Source organism: Phenylobacterium sp. (genome assembly GCF_036502675.1).
In the GTDB taxonomy this organism is placed as follows: domain Bacteria; phylum Pseudomonadota; class Alphaproteobacteria; order Caulobacterales; family Caulobacteraceae; genus Phenylobacterium.
Genome location: NZ_DASXYF010000141.1, coordinates 1 through 23,684, shown reverse-complemented (window position 1 = coordinate 23,684; position 23,684 = coordinate 1). Strand labels below are relative to the sequence as shown.

Below are 23,684 nucleotides of genomic sequence, written 5' to 3'. Positions count from 1 at the left end.
ACCTCCAGGATCCGCCGGAGGTGATCCCGGACTTCCTGCGCAGGTGGGAGGAGGGCTACGAGATCGTCTACCAGATCGTCACGGCCCGCCAGGGCACGGGCCCGATCCGGCGCATGAACTCGTGGCTGTTCTACGTCGTCGCCAACCGGCTGACCGAGGGGCGCATCCCGCGCAACGTGTCGGACTTCCGGCTCGTCGACCGCCGCGTCTACGAGACCATCAACCTGATGGAGGAGCGCAACCGGTTCGTCCGGGGCCTCTTCGCGTGGGTCGGGTTCCGGACCACCGGCGTCGAGGCCGAGCGCCAGCCGCGGGTCGCGGGCACGTCGGGCGCGCACACGCTCAAGGTCCTGGATCTCGCGATCAAGGGCATCTTCGCGCACAGCTACCTCCCGCTGAAGGTCATCTCGATCTTCGGGCTGACGCTGTCGTTCCTGTCGGTGCTGGCGCTGGCGCTGATCGCCAATCTGCTGGCGGCGGCGCTGCTCGCCTTCACCATCTTCTACTATGTCGTCATCTATACGATGTGGTTGAAGCGGAGGACGCCGCAGAACATCGTCATCGGCGGCGCCGCCGGGGCGCTGCCGCCCATCGTCGGCTGCGTCGCCGCGAGCGGCGGCGTCACGTTGGACAGCTTGACGCTGTTCGCCATCATCTTCATGTGGACGCCGCCGCATTTCTGGGCGCTGGCGCTCTATACCAGCGACGACTACGGCAAGGCCGGCGTGCCGATGATGCCCAACGTGGCGGGCGCGAAGTCCACCCGCCGCCAGATCCTGCTCTATAGCCTGCTGCTCGCCCCGCTGTGCGTGGCGCCGGCCTTCACCGGCCTGGGCGGACGCGCCTACCTCGGCGTGTCGGCGGGCGGCGCCGTGGTGTTCCTGCTGCTGGCGTGGCGGCTGTTCCGCAGCCGGGCCGGCGACGCCCCGGGCGAGCGCAACGACGGCCTCTACGACGTCAAGGCCGAGGCCAGGGCGGCCCGCAACCTGTTCGCCTTCTCGATCCTCTACCTCACCCTGCTGTTCGCCACCCTGCTGGTCGAGCATCTTGCCGGCTGGCCGCCCCTGGCCCTGCTGGCCCGATGAGCGATCCCGCCCGCGAGACCGACGCCGCCGCCCGCGCCCGCCGCGGGCGCAACATCGCCCTGGCGCTGGGCCTGGCGGCCTTCGTCGTCCTGGTCTTCGTCGTCACCCTCGTGCGATTGGGCGCCCATGTCCTCGACCCCTGGTTCTGAACGTCCCGAGCCCACGGCGCAGCAGCGCCGCAACGCCCGCGTGGCGCTGATCTGCGGCGTGGTCTTCGCCGCCATGGTGGGCGGGGCCTACGCCTCGGTGCCGCTCTACCGGGCCTTCTGCCAGGTCACCGGCTTCGACGGGGTGGTGCGCAAGGCCCAGGCCGCGCCGGACAAGGTGCTGGCCAAGACCCTGGAGATCCGTTTCGACGCCAACGTCCGCGACCTGCCCTGGGACTTCACCGCCCTGCAGACCTCCCAGACCATCCGGATCGGCGAGACGGGGCTGGCCTTCTTCCGGGTGACCAACCACGCATCCACGCCGGTCACCGGGCACGCGGTCTACAACGTCGTGCCGGAGCAGGCCGGCGCCTACTTCCAGAAGCTACAGTGCTTCTGCTTCTCGGACCAGACGATCGGGGCGGGGCGGACCGTGGAGTTCCCGGTGCTCTACTTCGTCGATCCCAAGTATGCGGACGACTTCGAGACCCGCGGCAGCCGCCAGGTGACGCTGTCCTACACCTTCTATCCGGCGCAGGGCGGGCCCGGCGGCGGCAAGCGGGCGGAAGCCGTTCCGGCCAAGCCTGTTTCGGGCCTTGGCGGATCGCCGCACGCAGGGCTATAGCGTCACGCAAGAGAGACCGGTCCAGCCTCAGGCGCCGGGCCGCGTGCGAATTTGAGAGGGGTAAGGACGGAAATGTCCAACGACGTCAAGCACGACTACCACCTGGTCAATCCCAGCCCCTATCCGCTGGTCGGCTCGATCGCGGCCGTGGTGATGGCGCTGGGCGGCGTGGTCTGGATGAAGGGGCTGTTCGGCCTGCCGGCTCACACCTCCTGGCTGTTCTTCGCGGGCCTGGCCGGCGTGCTCTACACCATGGTCGGCTGGTGGAGCGAGGTGATCAAGGAAGGCAACCGAGGCGACCACACCCCGGTGGTGTCCCTCGGCCTGCGCTACGGGATGATCCTGTTCATCGCCTCAGAGGTGATGTTCTTCGTCGCGTGGTTCTGGATCTTCTTCGAGATGGCGCTGTTCCACCACCACCGCACCATCTCCTCCATCGAGGAAGTGCGCGCAGCCTGGGCCACCTGGCCGCCCAAGGGCGTCGAGACGGTGCCGGCCTGGAACCTGCCGCTGGTCAACACCCTGACCCTGCTGCTGTCCGGCACTACGGTGACCTGGGCCCACCACGCCCTGCAGCAGGGCGACCGCAAGGGGGCCAAGATCGCGCTGTGCCTGACCATCGTGCTCGGCGTGATGTTCACCTCGATCCAGGCCTACGAATACAGCCACATCATCCACCACAAGTACTTCTTCAACGAGGCGGCGTCGAACGCCGGGCTCTACGGTTCGTCCTTCTTCATGGCCACGGGCTTCCACGGCTTCCACGTGCTGATCGGCACCATCTTCCTGACGGTCTGCCTGATCCGCCTGCTGGCCGGCGGCTTCACCCCGCAGAAGCACTTCGGCTTCGAAGCGGCGGCCTGGTACTGGCACTTCGTCGACGTGGTTTGGCTGTTCCTGTTCGCCTTCATCTACGTGATCTTCGGCGCCCATGCCGGCGGCTAGGTGAGCGCGCGCAATCCGCTGCTGGCGGGCCTGGCGGGCCGCTGTCCCAATTGCGGGGAGGGCCCGCTGTTCGACGGCTTCCTGAAGGTCTCGTCCACCTGCGAGGCCTGCGGCTTCGACCTCGGGGCGGCGGATTCCGGCGACGGGCCGGCGGTGTTCGTGATCCTGGTGGCCGGCTTCATCATGGCCTTCGCCGCCCTGGTCACCGAGATCAAGTTCCACCCGCCCGTCTGGGTGCACCTGGTCATCTGGCTGCCGCTGACGCTGGTGGTCTGCCTGGGGCTGCTGCGGCCGTTCAAGGGCGCGATGCTGGCCGCCCAGTTCATGAACAAGGCCTCGCAAGCCCGCCACGATGAGTAGCGGGCGGAGGTTCCCCATCGGCCTGACGATCGCGGTGGCGGTCGCCCTTGCGATCCTCTGCGGCCTGGGGACCTGGCAGCTCAAGCGGCTGGCCTGGAAGGAAGCCCTGCTGGCGCGGATCGCGGCGCTGCAGGGCGCTGCGCCGCAGGCCGCGGCGCCTGTCCTGGAGCGGGCGGCCGGGGGCCGGGACGCGGACTTCACCCGCGTCACGCTCGACTGCCCGGGCCTGCCCACGGCGCCGTTCCTGGAGCTGTACGCCGTGCGGGACGGCGAGGCGGGCGCGCGGCTGATCTCGGCGTGCGCGGTGCAGACCGGGCGTTACGGAAGCGTGCTGGTGGACCGCGGCTTCATCGCCGACAGCATCTCCGCCCGTCCGCCGGTGACGCCGGGAGACCGCGCGTCCTTCACGCTGACCGGCGTGCTGCGCCGCCCCGACAAGCCCACCTTCGTCACGCCGCCGAACGAGCCTGCCGCCAACCATTGGTACTCCCGCGACGCGCCCGCCATGGCCCGCGCGCTGGGCGTGCGCGCGCCCGCGCCGCTGATGCTGATGGCGGAAACCTCCAGCAATCCCGGATGGAAGGCGCTGGTCCCCGCCCCCCTGCCGCCGGAGATTCCGAACCGGCACCTGGAGTACGCCCTGACCTGGTTCGGCCTTGCCGGAGCCCTGTTGGCCGTCTATGCGGCCATGCTCTGGCGCAGGTGGAAGGCTTGATGCAGTACGTTTCAACCCGGGGCGAGGCTCCGGCCGTCGGGTTCGTCGATGCGGTGCTGGAAAGCCTGGCGCCGGACGGCGGCCTCTACGTGCCGCAGGACTGGCCGCAGCTCACCGCCCGGGAGATCGCGGACTTCGCCGGCAAGCCCTACGCCGAGGTGGCGGCGGAGGTCATCGGCCGCTTCACGGACGGCGAGATCCCGCAGGCCGCCCTGGCCGAGATGTGCCGCGAGGCCTACGGGACCTTCAGCCACGCCGCGGTCGTGCCGCTGTCGCAGATCGGCCCGCAGGCGTTCATCGCCGAGCTGTTCCATGGCCCCAGCCTGGCCTTCAAGGACGTGGCCATGCAGATCCTGGCCCGGCTCTACGACCACATCCTGGCCGGCCAGCGGCGCCGGCAGACCATCCTGTGCGCCACCTCCGGCGACACCGGCGGGGCGGCGGTGGAGGCCTTCCGCGGCCGCAGCAACGTGCGGGTGGTGGCCCTCTTCCCCGAGGGGCGGATCTCCGAGGTGCAGCGGCGGTTCATGACCGCGGCCCAGGAGGACAACGTCGCCTGCGTGGCGGTGGACGGCACCTTCGACGACTGCCAGGCGATCGTGAAGCAGGCCTTCCAGGACCAGGTGCTGCGCCAGGCGGTGGACATCTCTGGGGTCAATTCGATCAACTTCGCGCGGATCGCCGCCCAGATCGTGTACTACTTCACCACCGCCGTTGCGCTGGGCGCGCCGCACCGGCCGGTGGCCTTCTGCGTGCCTTCGGGCAATTTCGGCGACGCCTTCGCGGGCTACGCCGCCGCGCGCATGGGCCTGCCGGTGGCGAAGATCGTGGTGGCGACCAACGCCAACGACATCCTGGCCCGGACCTTCCAGGAGGGCCGCTACGCCCGCGGCGGCGTGGCCGCCACCCAGTCGCCGGCCATGGACATCCAGAGCGCCTCCAACTTCGAGCGGCTGTATTTCGAATGCGTCCGCCGGGACGGGGTGGAGACGGCCCGCGCCTTCAAGGCGTTCGGCGAAACCGGGGTGATCGACATCCCGCCGCAGGCCTTCGCCGCCATGCGCGAGCGATTCATCGGCCTGTCGGCCAGCGAGAGCGAGACCTCGCGGACCATGGTCGCGACGCTGAACGAAACGGGCGAGCTGATCGACCCGCACACCGCCGTGGCGGTGGCCGCCCTGAACAAGGCCGGCGACCTGGGGGCGCCCGTCGTGGTGCTCTCCACCGCCCATCCGGCCAAGTTCCCGGAAGCGGTCCACGCCGCCACCGGCGAACTGCCCTACCTGCCCCCCGGCGTGGAGGCGCTGGCCCGGCGGCCGGAACGCTTCGACCGCCTGCCGGCCGACGCCGACGCGGTGAAAGCCTACGTGCGCGCCTTTGCCGAAGCCTGACCTCCCGCCCCCCCAGGTCCACACGCTCGCCAACGGCGTGCGGGTGGTCTGCGACCCGATGCCGGGGCTGGAGACCCTGGCGCTGTCGGTGGTGGCGGGCCACGGCGCGCGCTCGGAGGACGCGGCGCGCTCGGGGTGGTCGCACCTGCTGGAGCACATGGTGTTCAAGGGCGCCGGCGCCCGCTCGGCCCGCGAGATCGTCGAGGCGATCGAGGCCGAGGGCGGCTCGATCAATGCCGCCACCGGCTATGAGCGCACCAGCTTCCAGGTGCGGGCGCTGCGGGGCGGCCTCAACCTGGGCCTGGCGGTGATCTCCGACCTGATGCTGCGCCCCACCCTCGATCCCGCCGACCTGGCGCGGGAAAAGCAGGTGGTGGCCCAGGAGATCGCCGAGGCGGCCGACGCCCCCGACGACCTGGTGTTCGAGCTGGCGCAGACCGCGGCTTTCGAGGGCCAGCCGCTGGGCCGGCCGATCCTGGGCGCGCCCGCCTCCATCGCGGCCGCCGACCCCGCCCGGCTGGAGGACTGGCGCGCCGGGCTCTACGCGCCGGCCGACCTGGTGGTCAGCGCGGCCGGGGCGGTGGACGTGATCGAGCTGCTGGCCCTGGCCGACCGCGACTTCGGCCATTCGCCGCAGGGACGGCTGTTGTCCGAGCCGGAGGCCGCGACCTTCGTCGGCGGCGCCCGGCCGATGGCCAAGGCGCTGGAGCAGGCGAACCTGGCGATCCTGCTGCCGGCCGGCGGGGTGCGCGACCCGGACTATTTCACCTTGCGGCTGCTGGCCGAGATCCTCGGCGGCGGCATGGCCTCGCGCCTGTTCCAGGAAGCCCGCGAGAAGCGGGGCCTGGCCTACGCGATCGACGCCTATGCCGAGACCTACGCCGACACCGGCGTCCTGGGGATCTTCGCGGGCTGCGCCGCCCGGGACGCGGTGGAGCTGGCGCAGGTCACCGCCGGCGAACTGGCCGGCCTGACCCGCGGCGTGGAGGCCGCCGAGCTGTCGCGCGCCAAGGCGCAGCTCAAGGCCTCGATGTTCATGAGCCGCGAGTCGGCGCTGGCCCGGGCGGAGGCGGCGGCGGGCCAGGTGCTGCTGTTCGGCCGCGTGCTGGCGCCGGGCGAACTGGCCGCCCAGATCGACGCGGTGCAGCCCGCCGACATCGCCAGGCTGGCGGGCACGATCCTGGGCCCCCGCCGCGCCGCCGTGGCGGTGCTGGGCCCCCGCCCGGCCCTGAAGGCCGCCGAGGCGTTCCAGCGCGCGCTGGCCGGCTGACCCCGCGGCGTACGCGGCGCTTGACGCGGCGCGATTTCGCGCGACTTTTCGACCATGGCCCTGCTCGACTGGATCACGCCGGAGAGCGGCCCGCGCCTGGAGGGCGAGCGGGTGCGCCTGCGGTCGCCGCGGGCCGGCGACTACGAGGCCTGGCGCGACCTGCGCGAAGTGTCGCGGGCCTTCCTGCAGCCGTGGGAGCCGACCTGGCCGGCGGACGACCTGACCCGCGCCGCCTTCCGCCGCCGGCTGACCGCCTACGCCCGCGACCGGGAGGCGGGCGCCGCCTATCCGCTGTTCATATTCCGCGAGCCGGACGAGGTGCTGACCGGCGGGATCACCCTGTCCAACGTCCGCCGCGGCGTCGCCCAGATGGGCTCGGTGGGCTACTGGTGCGGCAAGCCGTTCACCCGCAACGGCTACACCCTGGCGGCGGTGCGCGCGCTGACCGCCTTCGCCTTCCGCAGCCTGGGCCTGCACCGGCTGGAGGCCGCCTGCATCGACAAGAACCAGCCCTCGCGCCGCCTGCTGCTGCAGGCCGGCTTCGCTGAAGAGGGGTTCGCCAAGGCTTATCTGAAAATTAACGGCGTTTGGCGCGATCATGTGCTGTTCGGTCTGGTCTCGCCGCTGCGGGACTATGGACCGGACGAGGGGGTGTCGGTCTGACCGGCGCCCGGCCGCCAAGCGCTTTGGGACGATGGCGAACGACCGTTGGATCTGGGACCCGACCACGACGCTCGAGGCGCTTGGGGCGGCCGATGTGGTGCTGTGGTTCTGGGAACCGGAACGCGACCGGCTGCGCCTGAACGGCGCGTCGCGGGCGCTGGGCCTGGGGCCGCTTGCGCCGGAATGCTCGTCCACCGCGTTGCGCGCCCTGGCCCTGCCGCAGGACCGGGCGCTGGCCGAAGACATCCTGCGCGTCCAGGAACCGGGCTCGGAGATCGCCGTGCGGCTGCGCATGCGCGGCGCCGGGATCTGCATCTGGCGCGGGGTCTGGCTTGAAGAAGGTGTGCGCGCCGCGGGCGTGGTGGCCCCGGAGACCAAGTTCGCCGCCTCCGATACCGACCGGTTGACCGGCCTTCTGGATCGCCGCAGCTTCGTCCTGCGGGCCCGCGAGCGGCTGCAGAGCCCCGGCGGCCACGAGCTGGTGGTGGCCGACCTCGACCGCCTGCGCCGCCTGAACGAGGCCCTGGGACACGAGCGCGCCGACCTGGTGCTGGCGGCGCTGGGCTCGCGGCTGGCGGCGGCCTTCCCGCCCGAGGCGGTGATGGCCCGCATCGGCGAGGACGAGTTCGCGGTGCTGGCGCCGGTGGGCAAGACCGCGGGCGCCGACATGCTGCGCATGGCGCTGGAGCAGCCGCTGCGGATCGCGGGCTTCGACATCCACCCGACGCTCTCCATCGGCGCCGTGCAGGCCCAGGGCGGCGACGAGGCGCCCGAGGCGGCGGAGCTGCTGCGCCGGGCCGAACTGGCCGTGGAATCAGCCAAGAGCAACGGCCGCGGCGGGGCGGCGGCCTATGGCCGGGGGCTGGAATCGGACGGCCTGTCGCGCCTGGCGCTGGAGAGCGACCTGCGCGGCGCCATCGGCCGCGGCGAGCTGATGCCCTACTACCAGCCGATCGTGCGGCTTTCGACCGGGGCGCTGTCGGGCTTCGAGGCCCTGGTGCGCTGGCGCCACCCGCGCCGCGGCCTCCTGATGCCCGACCAGTTCCTGCCGCTCTGCGACGAGATGGGCCTGATGCGCGACCTGGGGGCGATGATGATGCACCAGGCGGCGGCGCAGCTTGCGACTTGGCGGGCCAACCACCAGGCTTCCGGCGAGCTGACGGTGGCGGTGAACCTCTCCACCGGCGAGCTCGACCGGCCGGACCTGATCCCCGACGTGAAGGCGATCCTCGAGGCGACCGGCCTGCCGCCGGGGGCGCTGAAGCTGGAGGTCACAGAGGGCGACGTGATGCGCGACCCGGACCGGGCGGCGGTGGTGCTGCGCAACCTGCGCGAAGCCGGCGCGGCCCTGGCGCTGGACGACTTCGGCACTGGCTTCTCGTCGCTGTCCTACCTGACCCGGCTGCCCTTCGACACGCTGAAGATCGACCGCTACTTCGTGCGCACCATGGCCACCAACGAGGGCTCGGCGAAGATCGTTTCCTCGGTAGTGAAGCTGGGCCAGGACCTGGACCTGGAGGTGGTGGCCGAGGGCGTGGAGAACGCCGGCATGGCCCGCGCCCTGCTGGCGGTCGGCTGCGACTACGGCCAGGGCTTCGGCTACGCCCCGGCGCTGTCGCCGCAGGAGGCCGAGGTCTACCTCAACGAATGCTACGTGGACGGCGCCGCCCCGGTGAAGGCGCGCGGCTGAGGCCCTTTTTCCGCCCAAGTCCCGCAGAGAGGACGGGGGAGGAAAAGGCGTGCGAGGTCCAGGCCCTAAGCCTGCCCCGTCACCGCCGACAGGCGCTTGGGATCGATGCCGAGCTTGCCGAGCGCGCGGGACCATTTCCGCTCGTGGTCGCCGTCGAACAGCAAGTCCTCGTCGGAGTCGCAGACCAGCCAGACGTTGTGCTTGATCTCGTTCTCGAGCTGGCCGGCGGCCCAGCCGGCATAGCCCAGGGCCAGCCGCGCCCGGCGGGGCGGGGCGGCGTGGCCGGCCATGGCCTCCAGCACCTCGCGGGTGGCGGTGAGCGCCATGCCCCCGGCGATGCCCAGGCTGTGCTCGCCGCGATAGTCGTCGGTATGCAGCACGAAGCCGCGCTCGCGCTCGACCGGGCCGCCGATCAGCACCAGGTCGGCCGGCACCCGGATCGTCGATTTGATCTCCAGGCGCCTGAGCAGGTCCGGCACCGTCAGGCCGCCGGCCGGCCGGTTCACCGCCAGGCCCATGGCGTGTTCGGAATCGTGGGCGCAGACCAGCACCACCGCCCGCTCGAAGCGGGGATCGCCGATCCCGGGCATGGCGATCAGCAGTTGGCCGGAGAGGAAGCCGTCGTCCTGCACGGGCAGACATTTGAGCCGGAACGCGGCGGATTCAAGTCGCGTGTGACGGAGCGCGGTTGACGGGGGCTGCAGGGGGGTTATCTGCCCGTTGAGGAACAGGAGAACCCCATGACCATCAAAGTCGGCGACAAGCTGCCCAACCTGACGCTCACCGTGGCCACCGCCGAGGGGCCGAAGCCCGCCTCGACCGACGAGATCTTCAAGGGCAAGACCGTGGCTCTGTTCGCCGTACCGGGCGCGTTCACGCCCACCTGCTCGGCCAAGCACCTGCCGGGCTTCAAGCAGCAGGCGCCGACGCTGAAGGCCAAGGGCGTCGACACCATCGCCTGCATCTCGGTGAACGACGCCTTCGTGATGCGCGCCTGGGGCGAGGACCAGGCGGTGGGCGACGACGTCCTGATGCTGGCCGACGGCAACGGCGAGTTCACCAAGGCCGTGGGTCTGGAGATGGACGGCTCCAAGTTCGGCCTGGGGCCGCGCTCCCAGCGCTATTCGATGATCGTCAAGGACGGGACGGTGACGGCGCTGAACGTGGAGGAGGGCGGTGAATTCCGCGTCTCCGCCGCGGACTACATGTTGGCGCAGCTTTAGGGCGCCGACCGCTCCCGTCCCCCGGGGGTAAGGGCTGGGGATGGGGGTGGCGCCCGACAGTGCAGCTGCGCCCGATCCACACGTCTGGCTTGGATCGGTGCGCCGCCCGCCCTGCCCGGACCGTGCGGGCCTCTATGTGTTCCCTATTTGTTCTGGATAACCCGCCCCATGCGCGGTAAGGTGGCGCTGGCCGGCGTATCGGCCGCAGCGCGCGGGAACGGGCATGGACTTGGCGGCTCGGGAGGCTGATCCGCACACGCACCGCGGCCCGGGAACCGCTGTTTACAGCCCCCGTAAACCGCTAATGATGTGCGACCCTGTAAGCGCTTTCGTCCCCGTGCGGACGGGCGCTCTATCCTGCCAGGGCCTCGGCCGACACGCCTTCCAGGTCCGCCCCGCCGGCCATGACGCCGGCGGCTACGCCCGGAGCCTGGGCCAGCACTTGGCTGGCGTAGAGGCGGGCCAGCGGCGCCTTGGCGGCGAGCCAGGGCTCCGGGGAGCCGGCGGCCAGCAGCGCCTCGCGGCCCAGCATCCAGCCGCCGATCACGTCGCCAGCCAGCTTCAGGTAGGGCGTGGCGCCGGCCAGGCTGTCGGGGCCGCGGTGGTCGAGCAGCCAGGCGGTGGCGTGCTCCAGGGCGGCGACGCCTTCGGCCAGGCGCGCGCCAACGGGCTGCAGCTCGGGGTTTTCGGTCAGGGCCTCGGCGGTGGCGAGCATCTCGGCGGCGAGCGAGCGCACGGCTTCGCCGCGGGTGAGGTCGAGCTTGCGGCCGGCCAGGTCGACCGCCTGGATGCCGTTGGTCCCCTCGTAGATCGGGGCGATGCGGGCGTCGCGCAGGAGCTGGGCGGCGCCGGTCTCCTCGATGTAGCCCATGCCGCCGTGGACCTGGACGCCCAGGGAGGCGACCTCGACCCCCGCCTCGGTGGACCAGGCCTTGGCGATGGGGGTGAGCAGCTCCTGGCGGGCGCGGGCGGCCTCGCGCTCCTCCCGGGTCGGGGCGAAGCGGGCGAGGTCGGCGAGGACGCCGGTGGTCAGGCAGATCCCTCGGGCCGCGGCGGTCCTGGCTTTCATCAGCATCAGGGTGCGGCGCACGTCCGGGTGGCCGTAGATCGGCGCCGGGCTTTCCGTGGACCAGGCGGCGCGGCCCTGGCGCCGTTCCTGGGCATAGGCCAGGGCGTGCTGGAAGGCGCCCTCGGCGATCCCGACGCCCTCCACTCCCACCTGCAGGCGGGCGGCGTTCATCATGACGAACATGTGGGCGATCCCCTGGCCGGGCTCGCCGACCAGCTCGGCCTGGGCGTCCTCGTAGAGCATGACGCAGGTGGGCGAGCCGTGGATGCCCAGCTTGCGCTCGATGGAGGCGGGACGCAGGCCGTTGGCGGCGCCGGCGCGGCCGTCGTCGCCGATCAGCCGCTTTGGGGCGAGGAACAGCGAGATGCCCTTCACGCCCGGCGAGGCGTGGGGCAGGCGGGCCAGCACCAGGTGGCAGATGTTCTCCGCCATGTCGTGGTCGCCCCAGGTGATGAAGATCTTCTGGCCGTCGAGGCGATAGCCCCCCTGGCTGTCGGGCGCGGCGCGGGTGGCGACGGCGGCGAGGTCGGAACCGGCCTGGGGCTCGGTCAGGTTCATCGCCCCGGTCCATTCGCCGGAGACCAGCTTGGGCAGCACCAGGGCCTTCTGGCGCGGCGTCCCGTGCAGCGTCAGGGCCTCGACCGCGGCCTGGGTCAGCATCGGGCAGAGGGTGAAGGCCATGTTGGCCGAGTTCATCATCTCGAAGACCGCCAGGTCGAGCGCCTTGGGCAGGCCCTGGCCGCCGTGCGCCGGGTCCGCCGAGAGGCTGGTCCAGCCGCCGGCCACGTAGTCGCGGTAGGCCTGGGCGAAGCCGGGCGCGGCGGTGACCGCCCCGTCGGCGTAGCGCGCGCCTATCTGGTCGCCGGTGCGGTTCAGGGGGGCCAGCACCTCGGCGGCGAAGCTTCCGGCCGCCTCCAGCACGGCCGCGACCGTCGCATCGTCCAGGTCGGGGAAGGCGCGGGCCAGCAGATCGGAATGGCCTGCCGCCTGCAGGGCGAAGGCGAGGTCGCGGACGGGCGCGGAGTAGGGCATGGGCGGTCTCCAAATGAGCGCGCAGGTTTACGTCAGCCGAAGCCGGAGCGCCTGCGTTTTCACGGCTTCGTGAGCGGCCTGGGGCCTTTCCGCTGCCGCCGGCTGAACCATTTCCGGTCCGAGGGTTCGACATCATCCGGACGGGCGGCGATATTGACCTTCTCTCCGAGGTGGAGTTCCAGAAGAAGTAGCGTCGGGCCCGACCTGGACCGGGCTCGCTGCAGGAGATTTCATGACCGCCTCCGCCCCCGCCGGGCGCGACCGCTACAGCACGGTCGCCATCGTCCTGCACTGGCTGATCGCCGCCGCCATCGTCTTCCAGGTGCTGCTGGCCTGGCGGATGGGCGGGCCGATGAATCCGGCGACCTTCGCGGTCACCCAGCTGCACAAGTCGATCGGCGTCACCATCCTGGCGCTCAGCCTGGTCCGGCTGGGCTGGCGGCTGGCCAATCCGCCGCCCCCGCAACCGCCGACCCTGGCGGGCTGGGAGCGCGCGCTCTCGAAGATCACCCATATCGGCTTTTACGTGATCATGATCGGCATGCCGCTCACCGGCTGGATCATGGTCTCGGCCAGCCGGCTGCACATCCCGACCGTGCTCTATGGCGCGATCCCCTGGCCCGACCTGCCGGGGATGGCCGGCGCGTCGCGGCCGGTGTGGAACAAGATCGGCCACAACGGCCATGAGTGGCTGGGCTGGGGACTCTACGTCCTGCTGGCGCTGCACGTGGCCGGGGCGTTGAAGCACCAGCTGTTCGCCCGCGACGAGCCGATCCTGGCGCGGATGGCGCCGGGGGCTGCGCCCGGGCGCTGGTTGGAGCCGCGGCTGCTGGCGATCGTGGCGGCCTTCCTGGCCATCGCGGCCCTGGGCTGGACGGTGCATCCTCCGCCGCCTGGCATGGCGGCGCCGCCCGGCGGGGCGGACCACGACCATGACGAGGATCACGACCACGACGCCGGCGATCGCGCCGTGGCTGCGCCTGCCGCGCCGTCGGCGACGCCCGCCGCCCCGGCGGCTCCGGCGCCCGAGGCCGCCAAGGCCGGGCCTGCCGCGCCGGCCGAGCTGGTGCGCTGGGCGGTGGGGCCGGGCTCGACCTTGGGCTTCTCCACCACCTGGGGCGGGGCGACGGTGCAGGGGCGGTTCAAGACGTGGACGGCGGACGTGCTGTTCAGCCCCGAGGCGCTCGACCGCTCCAAGGTGACCGTCAGCATTGACGTGGGCTCGGTGGACACCGGCGACGTCCAGCGCGACATGGCCCTGCCGTCGGGCGACTGGTTCGATGCGCCCGACCATCCGAAGGCGACCTTCACCGCCACGCGGTTCGAGAAAACCGGCGAGGGCCGGTTCATAGCCCACGGCCGGCTCAGCCTGCGCGGGGTGGAGAAGCCGGTGAACCTGCCGTTCCGCCTGCAGATCGACGGGGACAAGGCGCGCGTGCGCGGTGTAACCAGCCTCGACCGGACCGCCTTCGGCGTGGGGCAGGGCGAGTGGACGAGCACGGATCAGATCCCGGCCCAGGTGAGCGTCAGCGTGGACCTGAAGGCGACGAAGCGCTGAAGGCGGCGGTCGCGGCGTTGCGGGCCGGACGGCTGGCGATTCTGCCCACCGAGACGGTCTATGGCCTGGGGGCCGACGCCGCGAACCCGGCGGCGGTGGCGGCGGTCTTCGCGGCCAAGGGGCGCCCGCAGTTCAATCCGCTGATCGCCCACGTGGCGGGCCTGGCCGAGGCCGAGGCGATCGCCGCGTTCGACCACCGGGCGCGGGCGCTGGCGGCGGCGTTCTGGCCGGGGCCGCTGACCCTGGTGCTGCCGGTCAGGGACGGGGATGCGGTCTGCGACCTGGCGCGGGCGGGGCTGGACACGGTGGCGGTGCGGGCGCCGAGCCATCCGATGGCCCAGGCGTTGCTCAGGGCGTTCGGCGGGCCGGTGGTCGCGCCCTCGGCCAACCGCTCGGGGCGGCCCAGTCCGACCACCCATGCGGACGCGATGTCGGAGACCGGCGCGGCGGCGGCGGCCAGCCTGGACGGCGGGCCCTGCCGGGTAGGGCTGGAGTCCACCGTCGTGGCGCTGCTGGACGTCCCGCGCCTGCTGCGGCCGGGGTCGGTGACGCGGGCGCAGCTGGAGGCGGTGGTGGGGCCGCTCGCCGAGGCCCAGGCCGACGCGGGCCGCTCGCCGGGGCGGCTGGCCCGCCACTACGCGCCGGATGCGCCGGTGCGACTGGAGGCCAGGGCGCCGCGGGCGGGAGAGGCCTATCTGGCGTTCGGGTCCTATCCGCCTGCGGAGGGCGCTTGGAACCTCAGCCCGGCTGGTGATCTGGCCGAGGCCGCCGCCAACCTCTTCGCCATGCTGCGGGCCGCGGACGCGACGAGCCCGGCCGGCATCGCCGTGGCCCCTGTGCCGGAGGACGGCCTGGGCGAGGCGATCAACGACCGCCTGCGCCGGGCGGCGGGCTATGTGGGCTGAGTAGCGGCCCCCCGCGCGGAAGCGTACAAGGGACCCATGACCGTCTCCGTTCCCGCCGACGTGCTCTCCCGCCTGAAGGCCGTGCTCGGCGAGGGCGGCTGGAGCCAGGATCCCGAGCGGCTGGCGCCGAAGCTGCTGGAATGGCGCGACCGGTGGACGGGGACGACGCCGTTCCTGGCGCTGCCCAGGACCACCGCCGACGTGGCCGCGGTGGTGGGGATCTGCTTCGAGGCCGGCGCGCCGATCACGACGCAGGGCGGCAACACCGGCCTGGTCGGCGGCCAGATCCCGCAGGGCGAGGTGCTGCTGTCCACCGAACGGCTGCGGGCGATCCGCGAGGTCGCGCCGCTGGACGACATGCTGACGGCCGAGGCCGGCGTGACGCTGGCCGCCGCGCACGAGGCGGCCGCGGCCGTCGGGCGCCGGTTCCCGGTAGGACTGGCCTCGGAGGGCACGGCGACGGTCGGCGGGATCGTCTCCACCAACGCCGGCGGCACCCAGGTGTTGCGTTACGGGACCACGCGGCAACTGGTGCTGGGGCTGGAGGCGGTGCTGCCGAACGGCGAGCTGTGGAACGGGCTGAAGCGGCTGCGCAAGGACAACACCGGCTACGACCTGAAGCAGCTGCTGATCGGGGCGGAGGGGACGCTGGGGGTGGTGACCGCCGCGTCGTTGAAGCTGCATCCGGTGCTGGCCTCGCAGGCGGTGGCGATCGCCGGGGTCGACAGCCCGCAGGCGGCGGTGGAGCTGTTGCAGCGGGCGAAGGCGGAGTCCGGCGGGGCGGTGGAGGCCTTCGAGCTGATGGGCCGGCTGGGCGTCGACTTCGTGCTGCGCAACATCGCCGGATCGCGCGAACCCCTGGCCGAGCCGCATCCCTGGTACGTGCTGGCGGAGTTCGCGTCGGGCGAGCCGGGGTCGGCGGAGGCGGCGATGGAGCGGTTCCTGGCGCACGGCCTGGAGGCGGGGCTGGTGCGCGACGCGGCCATCGCCCAGAGCCAGACCCAGGCGCGGGAGTTCTGGGGCCTGCGCGAGAACCAGTCGCCGGCCCAGAAGCCGGAGGGGGCGACCTGGAAGCACGACATCGCCACGCCGGTGTCGCGCATCGCCGAGTTCATCGACCAGGCGAGCGCGGCGATGCGCCGGTTCGCGCCCGGCGCCCGGGTGACGGCCTTCGGCCACGTGGGCGACGGCAACATCCACTTCGACGTGCTGGTTCCCGAGGGCGGCGACGACGCGGACCATTCGGCCCGGCGGGACGCGGGCTCGCGCCTGGTGCACGACATCGCCGTGGGCCTGGGCGGCTCGATCTCCGCCGAGCACGGGCTGGGGTCGATGAAGACCGCGGAGGCGGCGCGCTACAAGAGCCGGGTGGAGTTGGCGGCCCTGCGCGCCGTCCGCCACGCGCTGGACCCCAAGCGGATCATGAACCCGCGGGTGCTGTTTTAGGGGCCCTTGCTCCCTTTCCCCTTGCGAGGGGGGAAGGGTTGGGGATGGGGGTGCGCCTCTTAGGAGGGCCCGAAGCGCTGGCGAGGCGGGGCCGCGACCGAGCGCGCCTCAGGCCCAGGTTCCGCCGCCCTGCAGCCGCCCGGCGCCGGGGCGGCCTCGGTCCCGGCGTCGTTAGCGGGCGCCTCGGGCGGCAGGTCGAGCAGGTGGCGGATGCGGGCGACGCAGGCCTCCAGCGGCGCATGGGCGAAGGCCTCGTCGAGGGCTTCCTCGTCGAGCCGCTCGTCCAGTTCCTCCTTCAGCCGGAAGTGCTCGCCGAGGTCGGCGGCCTCGGCGCGCAGGGCCGGCGCCAGGGCCGCGCGCACCTGCTGCTGGCGGTCCTGCACGGCCTGGACGTGGTCGGTGCGGCTGTCGCGCGCCAGGCGGCGCTGCAGAGACACGGTGAGGCGCAAGGCCCGGCCCAGGCGCTCGAAGGCGAGCATCAGCCCGGCGGCTTCGGCGCCGCCCTCGGCCTGCCTGGCGCGCTGGGCGGCGTCGCGGGCGAGGTCCATGGCCAGCTCGGCGAACTCGCCCAGCATGCGGTCCTGCGCTTCAGCTTTGTCCCCAGGAAACGACATGAACAAAACAAGAACACATACGGGGCTGGTCGTCAAGCTTTTTCGGCCTGGGCGCTACGCCATGCGTGAACGCCGGACTGACAAGGGCCGCTGCCGCCGCTTCCGTTCCGTCATTACATCTAAGGCCCTGGCCCTCCCCTAGACGGCCAGAAGTTCCTCCCGAGGGTTGCCGCAGCCTGTTGCCCCGCTGCGGACCCTCCGAAGGTCCGGAGCGAGTCGAGGCTGTGTAAAAACCCGCCTAGGTCAAAATCGAGCGCAAAATCCGACCGGTTTCCGACCAGATCCGGGTCTGTCCTTGCGCCGCCCTGCATGCCCGGCATGAGCGTGGGCAAATTACTGCGCCGAAAATTGGGTCGGCGAGATTTTACACAGCCTCAGTCAGAAGCGGCAAGGTGCGCGGTCACTGCAGGAACGGCCGCAATCCATCCAACCCGGCTATAGCGAACGACCGCTTTTCGGGAGCCGACCTGCTCCGCAATGGGCGCTCAATAAACTGACAATCCGCCATCCATGCCAGCGCCACGCCGTACCAACCCTGCGCCTCTGAATTGCGACGCCAGGGTCTCGAGCGCTCAACGCACCACCAGTCCGAGCTCGGCCAGCAGCTGACCGGCCTGCTTCCCCGAGATGGTCGCGCCGCGGAACGGCGCGGCGTCCACGAGCCGCAGGCCGCCCAGGTCGGCGCCGCGCAGATCGGCGCCCTGGAAGCGGGCGTCCACTAGGTTGGCGCCGCGCAGGCTGGTGTCCTCCAGGATCGCGTCGCGGAAGTCGGCGCGGCGCAGGTCCGCCTGGCTGAAGTCGAGCTTCTTCAGGTGCGCCTTGCGGAACGAGAAGCCCGGCAGCTTGGCGGCCACCAGCAGCACCTCCTCGAAGGCCGCGCCCAGCGCGCGGACGTCGGAGAAGTCGGCGCCGGTCAGCTTGCCGCCGACGAAGGACGCGCCGGCCAGGGCGCAACGGCGGAAGCTGGCGTTGTTGAAGTCGCCGGAGCGGAACTCGGACTCGGCGAGATCGGCGCCGCTGAAGTCGGCGAAGCCGGCGCGGCAGGCGATCCAGCGGCTTCCTTCCAGCCTGGCGTCGACCAGGCGGGTGTGGCGAAGCTGGCAGCGTTCGAAGGTCCAGCCGGCCATGACCAGGCCGGAGAGGTCGGTCTCCTCCAGGCCGACGCCCGCCAGATGCACGGGGCCGGGCTCGCGGGCCAGAGCCGCCACGTCGGCGCGGGCGAGGGCCTGGTCGGCGACGATGCGGGCGGGCGCTTCTTCGCTCACGGAGCGGAGGCCAGGTAGCCGTTCGGATCGCCCAGGAAGGCGCCGAAGGACGCCAGGCAGCCCTGCCAGACGCCCAGGTGCGTGCGCATCTCCTCGCGGGTGTCGGTGTTGGACAGCACGGTGGAATAGACCACGTGCGGCTGGCCGCCCTTGTCCATGAACAGCCGGCAGGTGATCGAGGTCTGGTTGAAGGCGTTGATCTGCGCCAGCGTCGCCCGCTGCCTGTCCGACGAGGTGGAGAAGGCCAGGGCCTGGCAGCCCTTGCCGTTGGCGGCGCAGCCCACGTACTGCGCGCCGAAGCTGAATCCGGGCGTGGTGACGTTGAGCTTGACGTCGGTCTGGGCGCGCTCGGCGACGCTGGCATGGGCGTCCATGGAGGCCAGCAGCGCGATCAGGCTGGCCGGGTCGCGGGCGTCGAACGGACCCTGCGGGGCGGGGGGCTTGGCGGCGCGCGGCGCGGCGGCGGCTTTCGGGGCGACCGCCCTGGGGGCCTTGGCGGCGGTTGCGGCCCAGGCCGGGCCGGGACCGAGGGCCAGGAGGCCGATGAGGACGAGACTGCGCATGGGGCTGGCTACCAGAGGCGCCGCGCCGGGGCGAGGGGGCGCGGCATGCGGAACGGGTGACAGTGGCCGCCGACGTGGCGATAAGGAGGCATGCGCCCGCCCTTCTTCGCCGTCATCTCCCTCTTTCTCCTGGCCGCGCCGGCGGCGGCGGAGGCGCCCCCCGCAGACCACCGCGAGACGCTGGCGGCGCTGGCCGAGGTGCTGGGCCAGAGCCACGCCCTGCGCCAGGCCTGCGCCGGACCGGACGACCAGTACTGGCGGGCGCGGATGATGCGGCTGATGGAGGTGGAGCGTCCGCAGGGGGACTGGAAGGCGGAGCTGACGGGGGCGTTCAACGCGGGCTACACCTCGCGCCGGCGGCTGTTCCCGGTCTGCACGCCCGCGTCGCGCCGGGCGGAGATGACCGCGGCGGCCCGCGGCCGGGGGCTGGCCGGAAAGCTGACGCAGGGGGCGCGGGGAGATTCCGCCGCGGTCGTGCCGGACGCCATGGCGCCGGATGCGCCCTCACGGTAGAGTTTGGCGGGGCATGCTCGCGGAGGGTCGTATGGGTCTGGTGGTTTCGCTGGTCTTCCTGGTGCTGATGGCGGTCATCGTGCTGGGCGCGATCAAGATCGTTCCGCAGGGCCGCGAGTACACCGTGGAGCGTTTCGGGCGCTACACCCGCACCCTGAAGCCCGGGATCAGCTTCCTGACCCCCTTCGTGGAAGGGGTCGGCCGGCGCATCAACATGATGGAGCAGGTGCTGGACGTGCCGCGCCAGGACGTGATCACCAAGGACAACGTCTCGGTGCAGGTGGACGCCATCGTGTTCATCCAGGTGATGGACGCGGCGGCGGCGGCCTACCGGGTGACCAACCTGGACTTCGCCATCACCCAGCTGACCATGACCAACCTGCGCACCGTGGTGGGCAACATGGAGCTGGACGAGGTGCTGTCGCAGCGCGACCAGATCAACACCCGCCTGCTCGACGTCATCGACCAGGCCACCAGTCCCTGGGGCGTCAAGGTGGCGCGCATCGAGATCAAGGACCTGCAGCCTCCGCCCGACATCACCAACGCCATGGCCCGGCAGATGAAGGCCGAGCGGGAGCGCCGGGCGGTGATCACCGAGGCCGACGGCGAGAAGCAGGCCGCGATCACCGTGGCCGAGGGCCAGAAGCAGTCGGCGATCCTGCAGGCCGAGGGCCGGCGCGAGGCCGCCTTCCGCGACGCCGAGGCCCGCGAGCGCGCGGCCGCCGCCGAGGCCGAGGCGACCCGGCTGGTCTCCGACGCCATCGCCAAGGGCGACGTGAACGCCATCAATTACTTCGTCGCTCAGAAGTATGTGGAGGCTTTCGGCAAGCTGGCCGACAGCCCGCAGCAGCGCACGGTGATCGTGCCGGTGGAGATGGGCGCCCTGGTGGGCTCGATCGCCGGCATCGGCGAACTGGTGCGCTCCGCCGACAACACCCGCCAGACCCCGCCGCCGCCCCGGCCGCCGCGCGCGCCGGCGGTCCCGCCCACGGGGGCGTGAGCCGTGCAGCCGGTGCTGGACCTCTACGGGACGCACCCGTTCTGGGTCTGGGCGGGCGTCGCCGCGGCGCTGCTGGCGCTGGAGGTGGCGAGCGGTTCGGGCTGGCTGCTCTGGCCCGCGGCCTCGGCGGGCTTCGTAGGGGTGATCGCGCTGGTCTTGCCGCAGATCCCGGCGCCGCTGGCGATCCTGCTGTTCGCCGGGGTGACCATCGTCTCGACCCTGGCGGGCCGCCGGCTGACGCCGCGCTTCCTGCAATCGCACGGCCACGACATCAACGACCCGCACGCCCGGCTGATCGGGCGCGAGGGCAAGGCGGTCTCCGCCTTCTCGGGGCGCGAAGGCCGGGTGTTCGTCGACGGCAAGGAGTGGCCCGCGGCGCTCGAGGCGGGGGATACGCTCGCCGCCGGCGCGCCGGTGCAGGTGACCGCGGTCAGCGGCGCTCGGCTGACCGTTCGTCCGGCTCCACGTCCTCCAGGAACACCTTGAGCGCCCTCAGGAAGGGCAGGGCGTCACGGAACTCGCCTTCGGTGAAGGCGCTGCGCAGGGATTCCTTGTCGGCGCGCAGCCCCTTGACCACGGACAGGTAGGTCTCGACGCCGTCGCGGGTGACGCGCACCCGCTTCTTGCGACCGTCGGAGACGTCGGCGAACACGGCCACCAGGCCCAGCGCCGACATCCGCTGCAGGATGCTGGTGAGCGCGCCCTTGGTGAGCATCAGCGTCCGGGCGAGCTGGGCCGGGGTCTGGCCGTCACCCTCGCGGACGAAGTGCAGCAGCAGCTCGAAGTGGACGTAGGCTATGCCGGGCGGCAGCTGGCGGGTGATCGACTGGCGCAGCAGACGCGCTATGGCGCCGATCTCGTCGAAGACCTGGATATCGGGACGATTGCGCGGCATGGAGGCCATCGGGCCCTCCCAGGTTGTTCATCCGTGAACAACCTGGTGGTTCAGCTTCGAATGGTCAAGTTCCGGACGATCTCGCTTCGATCAGCCCCTTGCGGGCGAGCGCGTCAGCCCGCTCGTTGAGCTCGTGGCCGGCGTGGCCCTTCACCCAGCGCCAGTCGACCTCGTGGCGCAGGCGCGCCGCGTCGAGCCGCCGCCACAGGTCCTCGTTCTTCACTGGCGCCTTGGCGGCGGTCTTCCAGCCGCGGGCCTTCCAGCCGGAGATCCATTGGCAGATGCCGTCCATCACGTAGCGGCTGTCGGTGTGCAGCTCGACGCGGCAGGGCTTGTTCAACCCCTCCAGCGCCCGGATGGCGGCCATCAGCTCCATGCGGTTGTTGGTGGTGGCCGGCTCGCCGCCGCAGATCTCCTTGACCTTCGCGCCCCAGATCAGCACGGCGCCCCAGCCGCCGGGCCCCGGGTTCCCGCTGCAGGCGCCGTCGGTATAGATCACGACCCCCGGCGTCACCCCGGCGCCCCGAACAGCACCAGGTCGGGGGCGGCGCGGTGGACGGCCAGCTTGCGCTCGTACTCCAGGGGGTCCTTGGGCCGCACCAGGGCGCCGGCGGGCGTGGCGCCCCAGTCGTTCAGCCGGGTGAGGAAGAAGCGCATGGCCGCCCCGTGCGCCAGCACCGGCAGGGCCGCGCGCTCAGGGTCGGAGAGGGGCCGGACGGTCTCGTAGCCCGCCACCAGCGCGCGGGCGGAGGTGACGTTGAAGCTGCCGTCCGGCTCGAAGCACCAGGCGTTGAGCGCGATGGCGATGTCGTAGGCCAGGGCGTCGTTGCAGGCGAAGTAGAAGTCGATGGCGCCGGCGAAGGCGCCCGCCTGGAAGAAGACGTTGTCGGGGAAGTAGTCGGCGTGGATGATCCCGGCGGGCAGGTCCTGCGGCCAATCCGCCGTGATCGTCGCCAGGTCCGCCTCGACGACGGCGGCCAGTCCCGGCTTCAGCCGCTCGGCGGCGTCGCGCAGGTCCGCGAACAGGGGCGCCCAGGCGGCCTCGCCCAGGTCGTTGGCGCGGGCCTGGGGGAAGCCGGCCGCCGCCAGGTGCAGGCGGGCCAGCCCCGCGCCCGCGGCGCGGCAGTGGGCGACGCTGGGGCGGCGCACCGACAGGCCCGGCAGGAACTCGACGATGGCGCAGGGCTTGCCGCGCACGATCTGCAGTTCGCGCCCCGCCCGGTCGGCCACCGGGCGCGCGCAGGGGTAGCCGTGCTCCGCCAGCCAGCGCATCAGCCCCAGGAAGAACGGCAGGTCCTCAGGCCGCACCCGGCGCTCGTAGACGGTAAGGAAGTAGCGGCCGGCCTCGGTCTCCAGCAGGAAGTTGGAGTTCTCCACCCCTTCGGCCACGCCCTTGAACGAGACGGCCGCGCCCAGGTCGTAGTCCGCCAGGAGCTCGGCGAGCTCCTGGTCGCTGATGTCGGTGTAGACGGCCATGCGCGGCTGGGATGGGGGAGGCCGGCGGCGGCGTCAAGCGGCGGTTGGGCTCAGGCGCCGCGCCGCCTCACCCGGTGAGAGCGCGAGGCAGCTTGAAGCTCACGGTCTCGCGCGGGGCGTCCACCTCGTCGACGTCGATGTCGAAAGCCTCGCCCAGGCGGTCGATGACGCCCTGCACCAGCACCTCGGGGGCCGAGGCGCCGGCGGTGACGCCCACCACGGCGGCGCCGTCGAGCCAAGCGAGATCCAGGGCCGCGGCGTCCTCGATCAGGTGGGCGCGGGCCGCACCGGCGCGGCGGGCGACCTCCACCAGCCGCACCGAGTTGGAGGAGTTGGCCGAGCCCAGCACCAGCAGCACGTCGGCGTGGGCGGCCACCGCCTTCACCGCCTCCTGCCGGTTGGTGGTGGCGTAGCAGATGTCGTCCTTGTGCGGCGCCGCGACGGCGGGGAAGCGGCGACGCAGGGCCTCGACGATGGCGGCGGTGTCGTCCACCGACAGCGTGGTCTGGGTGACGAAGGCGACGCGCGCGGGATCGCGGGGGGTGAAGGCCTCGGCGTCGGCCACCGTCTCCACCAGGGTCACGGCGTCCTCGGGAAGCTGGCCCATGGTCCCCACCACCTCCGGGTGGCCGGCGTGGCCGATCAGCACGATCTCGCGCCCGGCATCGAAATGCCGCCCCGCCTCCACGTGCACCTTGGAGACCAGCGGGCAGGTGGCGTCGAGGTAGAGCATCTTGCGCGTCTTCGCCTCGGCCGGAACCGCCTTGGGGACGCCATGGGCGGAGAACACCACCGGCCGGTCCGGCGGGCATTCCTCCAGCTCCTCGACGAACACCGCGCCCAGGCGTTTCAGCCGCTCGACCACATGGCGGTTGTGGACGATCTCGTGGCGCACATAGACCGGCGCCCCGTACTTCTCGATGGCCCGCTCGACGATCTGGATGGCGCGGTCCACGCCGGCGCAGAACCCCCGCGGGGTGGCGAGCAGCACGGTGAGCGGCGGTCGGGGCGTGGCGGCGGACAGGGAAGGCTGCGACATCGGCGGCAAGGTAGGCGCTGGGGGGCGTGGCCGCCAGCCGCGTTGCCGCCGCATTCTCCTCGCTGTATCAGGACCCGAACGCGAGCCCTTTCGCGCCTGCCCTTTCACGGACGCCCGCCATGCGCCGCTTAATCCTGCTCGCCGCCTCCGCCTTCCTGATCACCGGGCCCATCGCGGCCCACGCCCAATACGGCGG

Annotated in this window: 26 protein-coding genes; 17 read left to right on the top strand and 9 right to left on the bottom strand. The window is 72.0% G+C overall.

Annotation, left to right across the window (positions count from 1 at the left end; translation table 11 throughout):
* Nucleotides 1–113 precede the first annotated feature (113 nt).
* From cyoE to VGL30_RS18225, 10 genes are all read left to right on the top strand, one after another.
* Nucleotides 114–1,085, top strand: a complete 972-nt coding sequence (gene cyoE / locus VGL30_RS18270) for a heme o synthase (RefSeq protein WP_331541459.1) — start codon at nucleotides 114–116, stop codon at nucleotides 1,083–1,085.
* The gene (locus tag VGL30_RS18265; protein WP_331541454.1) at nucleotides 1,082–1,234 is read left to right on the top strand and encodes a hypothetical protein; all 153 of its coding nucleotides are present in this window, start codon (nucleotides 1,082–1,084) and stop codon (nucleotides 1,232–1,234) included. The genes cyoE and VGL30_RS18265 overlap by 4 nt, the downstream gene beginning before the upstream one ends.
* A complete protein-coding gene (locus tag VGL30_RS18260) occupies nucleotides 1,212–1,856 on the top strand; it encodes a cytochrome c oxidase assembly protein (RefSeq protein WP_331541453.1) in 645 nt (214 codons plus the stop codon). The genes VGL30_RS18265 and VGL30_RS18260 overlap by 23 nt, the downstream gene beginning before the upstream one ends.
* A gap of 72 nt (nucleotides 1,857–1,928) precedes the next feature.
* Nucleotides 1,929–2,801, top strand: coding sequence for a cytochrome c oxidase subunit 3 (locus VGL30_RS18255; RefSeq protein ID WP_331541452.1), 873 nt, complete (start codon nucleotides 1,929–1,931; stop codon nucleotides 2,799–2,801).
* Entirely contained in the window at nucleotides 2,802–3,161 is a 360-nt protein-coding gene (locus VGL30_RS18250; RefSeq protein ID WP_331541451.1) for a DUF983 domain-containing protein, read from the top strand.
* Complete coding sequence (locus VGL30_RS18245) at nucleotides 3,154–3,876, top strand: SURF1 family protein (protein WP_331541449.1); 723 nt, start codon at nucleotides 3,154–3,156, stop codon at nucleotides 3,874–3,876. Before VGL30_RS18250 ends, VGL30_RS18245 begins: the two co-directional genes overlap by 8 nt.
* Entirely contained in the window at nucleotides 3,876–5,267 is a 1,392-nt protein-coding gene (gene thrC / locus VGL30_RS18240; protein ID WP_331541448.1) for a threonine synthase, read from the top strand. The genes VGL30_RS18245 and thrC overlap by 1 nt, the downstream gene beginning before the upstream one ends.
* Before the next feature lie 58 nt (nucleotides 5,268–5,325).
* The gene (locus tag VGL30_RS18235) at nucleotides 5,326–6,537 is read left to right on the top strand and encodes a pitrilysin family protein (protein WP_331541458.1); all 1,212 of its coding nucleotides are present in this window, start codon (nucleotides 5,326–5,328) and stop codon (nucleotides 6,535–6,537) included.
* A gap of 54 nt (nucleotides 6,538–6,591) precedes the next feature.
* A complete protein-coding gene (locus VGL30_RS18230; RefSeq protein WP_331541447.1) occupies nucleotides 6,592–7,200 on the top strand; it encodes a GNAT family protein in 609 nt (202 codons plus the stop codon).
* 31 nt (nucleotides 7,201–7,231) lie between these two features.
* Nucleotides 7,232–8,890 carry a bifunctional diguanylate cyclase/phosphodiesterase gene (locus VGL30_RS18225; RefSeq protein WP_331541446.1) on the top strand — a complete coding sequence of 553 codons (1,659 nt, stop codon included), beginning with the start codon at nucleotides 7,232–7,234 and terminating at the stop codon, nucleotides 8,888–8,890.
* A gap of 65 nt (nucleotides 8,891–8,955) precedes the next feature.
* On the opposite strand, the gene VGL30_RS18220 is transcribed toward VGL30_RS18225, so the two are convergent.
* Nucleotides 8,956–9,480 (bottom strand): YqgE/AlgH family protein, encoded by a 525-nt coding sequence (locus VGL30_RS18220; protein ID WP_331541457.1) that lies wholly within the window; start codon nucleotides 9,478–9,480, stop codon nucleotides 8,956–8,958.
* A gap of 150 nt (nucleotides 9,481–9,630) precedes the next feature.
* On the opposite strand from VGL30_RS18220, the gene VGL30_RS18215 reads away from it, so the two are divergent.
* Nucleotides 9,631–10,113: a peroxiredoxin gene (locus tag VGL30_RS18215; RefSeq protein WP_331541445.1), complete on the top strand. Its 483-nt coding sequence runs from the start codon at nucleotides 9,631–9,633 to the stop codon at nucleotides 10,111–10,113.
* A gap of 352 nt (nucleotides 10,114–10,465) precedes the next feature.
* Here the strand turns inward: VGL30_RS18215 and VGL30_RS18210 are convergent, their stop codons facing one another.
* Nucleotides 10,466–12,214, bottom strand: a complete 1,749-nt coding sequence (locus VGL30_RS18210; RefSeq protein WP_331541444.1) for an acyl-CoA dehydrogenase — start codon at nucleotides 12,212–12,214, stop codon at nucleotides 10,466–10,468.
* A gap of 232 nt (nucleotides 12,215–12,446) precedes the next feature.
* On the opposite strand from VGL30_RS18210, the gene VGL30_RS18205 reads away from it, so the two are divergent.
* The 3 genes from VGL30_RS18205 to VGL30_RS18195 are packed head-to-tail and all read left to right on the top strand — an operon-like array spanning nucleotide 12,447 to nucleotide 16,123.
* Nucleotides 12,447–13,772, top strand: a complete 1,326-nt coding sequence (locus VGL30_RS18205; protein WP_331541443.1) for a cytochrome b/b6 domain-containing protein — start codon at nucleotides 12,447–12,449, stop codon at nucleotides 13,770–13,772.
* Between the two features lie 17 nt (nucleotides 13,773–13,789).
* Nucleotides 13,790–14,677 carry an L-threonylcarbamoyladenylate synthase gene (locus VGL30_RS18200; RefSeq protein ID WP_414695051.1) on the top strand — a complete coding sequence of 296 codons (888 nt, stop codon included), beginning with the start codon at nucleotides 13,790–13,792 and terminating at the stop codon, nucleotides 14,675–14,677.
* A 36-nt stretch (nucleotides 14,678–14,713) separates the two neighbouring features.
* Entirely contained in the window at nucleotides 14,714–16,123 is a 1,410-nt protein-coding gene (locus tag VGL30_RS18195) for an FAD-binding oxidoreductase (protein ID WP_331541442.1), read from the top strand.
* A gap of 59 nt (nucleotides 16,124–16,182) precedes the next feature.
* Here the strand turns inward: VGL30_RS18195 and VGL30_RS18190 are convergent, their stop codons facing one another.
* From VGL30_RS18190 to VGL30_RS18180, 3 genes are all read right to left on the bottom strand, one after another.
* Nucleotides 16,183–16,737 carry a hypothetical protein gene (locus VGL30_RS18190; RefSeq protein ID WP_331541441.1) on the bottom strand — a complete coding sequence of 185 codons (555 nt, stop codon included), beginning with the start codon at nucleotides 16,735–16,737 and terminating at the stop codon, nucleotides 16,183–16,185.
* Between the two features lie 572 nt (nucleotides 16,738–17,309).
* Nucleotides 17,310–18,002 carry a pentapeptide repeat-containing protein gene (locus VGL30_RS18185; protein WP_331541440.1) on the bottom strand — a complete coding sequence of 231 codons (693 nt, stop codon included), beginning with the start codon at nucleotides 18,000–18,002 and terminating at the stop codon, nucleotides 17,310–17,312.
* Nucleotides 17,999–18,565 carry a YbjN domain-containing protein gene (locus VGL30_RS18180; protein ID WP_331541439.1) on the bottom strand — a complete coding sequence of 189 codons (567 nt, stop codon included), beginning with the start codon at nucleotides 18,563–18,565 and terminating at the stop codon, nucleotides 17,999–18,001. Before VGL30_RS18180 ends, VGL30_RS18185 begins: the two co-directional genes overlap by 4 nt.
* 90 nt (nucleotides 18,566–18,655) lie before the next feature.
* On the opposite strand from VGL30_RS18180, the gene VGL30_RS18175 reads away from it, so the two are divergent.
* From VGL30_RS18175 to VGL30_RS18165, 3 genes are read left to right on the top strand one after another with little or no spacing between them, the layout of a single operon-like run.
* Entirely contained in the window at nucleotides 18,656–19,078 is a 423-nt protein-coding gene (locus VGL30_RS18175) for a TIGR02301 family protein (RefSeq protein WP_331541438.1), read from the top strand.
* Between the two features lie 31 nt (nucleotides 19,079–19,109).
* The gene (locus tag VGL30_RS18170; RefSeq protein ID WP_331541437.1) at nucleotides 19,110–20,078 is read left to right on the top strand and encodes an SPFH domain-containing protein; all 969 of its coding nucleotides are present in this window, start codon (nucleotides 19,110–19,112) and stop codon (nucleotides 20,076–20,078) included.
* Nucleotides 20,079–20,081: 3 nt separating this feature from the next.
* A complete protein-coding gene (locus VGL30_RS18165; RefSeq protein ID WP_331541436.1) occupies nucleotides 20,082–20,564 on the top strand; it encodes an NfeD family protein in 483 nt (160 codons plus the stop codon).
* Here the strand turns inward: VGL30_RS18165 and VGL30_RS18160 are convergent.
* The 4 genes from VGL30_RS18160 to ispH form a co-directional block, all read right to left on the bottom strand.
* A complete protein-coding gene (locus VGL30_RS18160) occupies nucleotides 20,509–20,982 on the bottom strand; it encodes a MarR family winged helix-turn-helix transcriptional regulator (protein WP_331541434.1) in 474 nt (157 codons plus the stop codon). The two genes, VGL30_RS18165 and VGL30_RS18160, sit on opposite strands and share 56 nt — an antisense overlap.
* Nucleotides 20,983–21,037: 55 nt before the next feature.
* Nucleotides 21,038–21,487 carry a ribonuclease HI gene (rnhA, locus tag VGL30_RS18155; protein ID WP_331541433.1) on the bottom strand — a complete coding sequence of 150 codons (450 nt, stop codon included), beginning with the start codon at nucleotides 21,485–21,487 and terminating at the stop codon, nucleotides 21,038–21,040.
* The gene (gene thrB, locus VGL30_RS18150; RefSeq protein WP_331541432.1) at nucleotides 21,484–22,449 is read right to left on the bottom strand and encodes a homoserine kinase; all 966 of its coding nucleotides are present in this window, start codon (nucleotides 22,447–22,449) and stop codon (nucleotides 21,484–21,486) included. The genes rnhA and thrB overlap by 4 nt, the downstream gene beginning before the upstream one ends.
* A gap of 67 nt (nucleotides 22,450–22,516) precedes the next feature.
* Nucleotides 22,517–23,473 carry a 4-hydroxy-3-methylbut-2-enyl diphosphate reductase gene (ispH, locus tag VGL30_RS18145; protein WP_331541455.1) on the bottom strand — a complete coding sequence of 319 codons (957 nt, stop codon included), beginning with the start codon at nucleotides 23,471–23,473 and terminating at the stop codon, nucleotides 22,517–22,519.
* Between the last annotated feature and the right edge of the window lie 211 nt (nucleotides 23,474–23,684).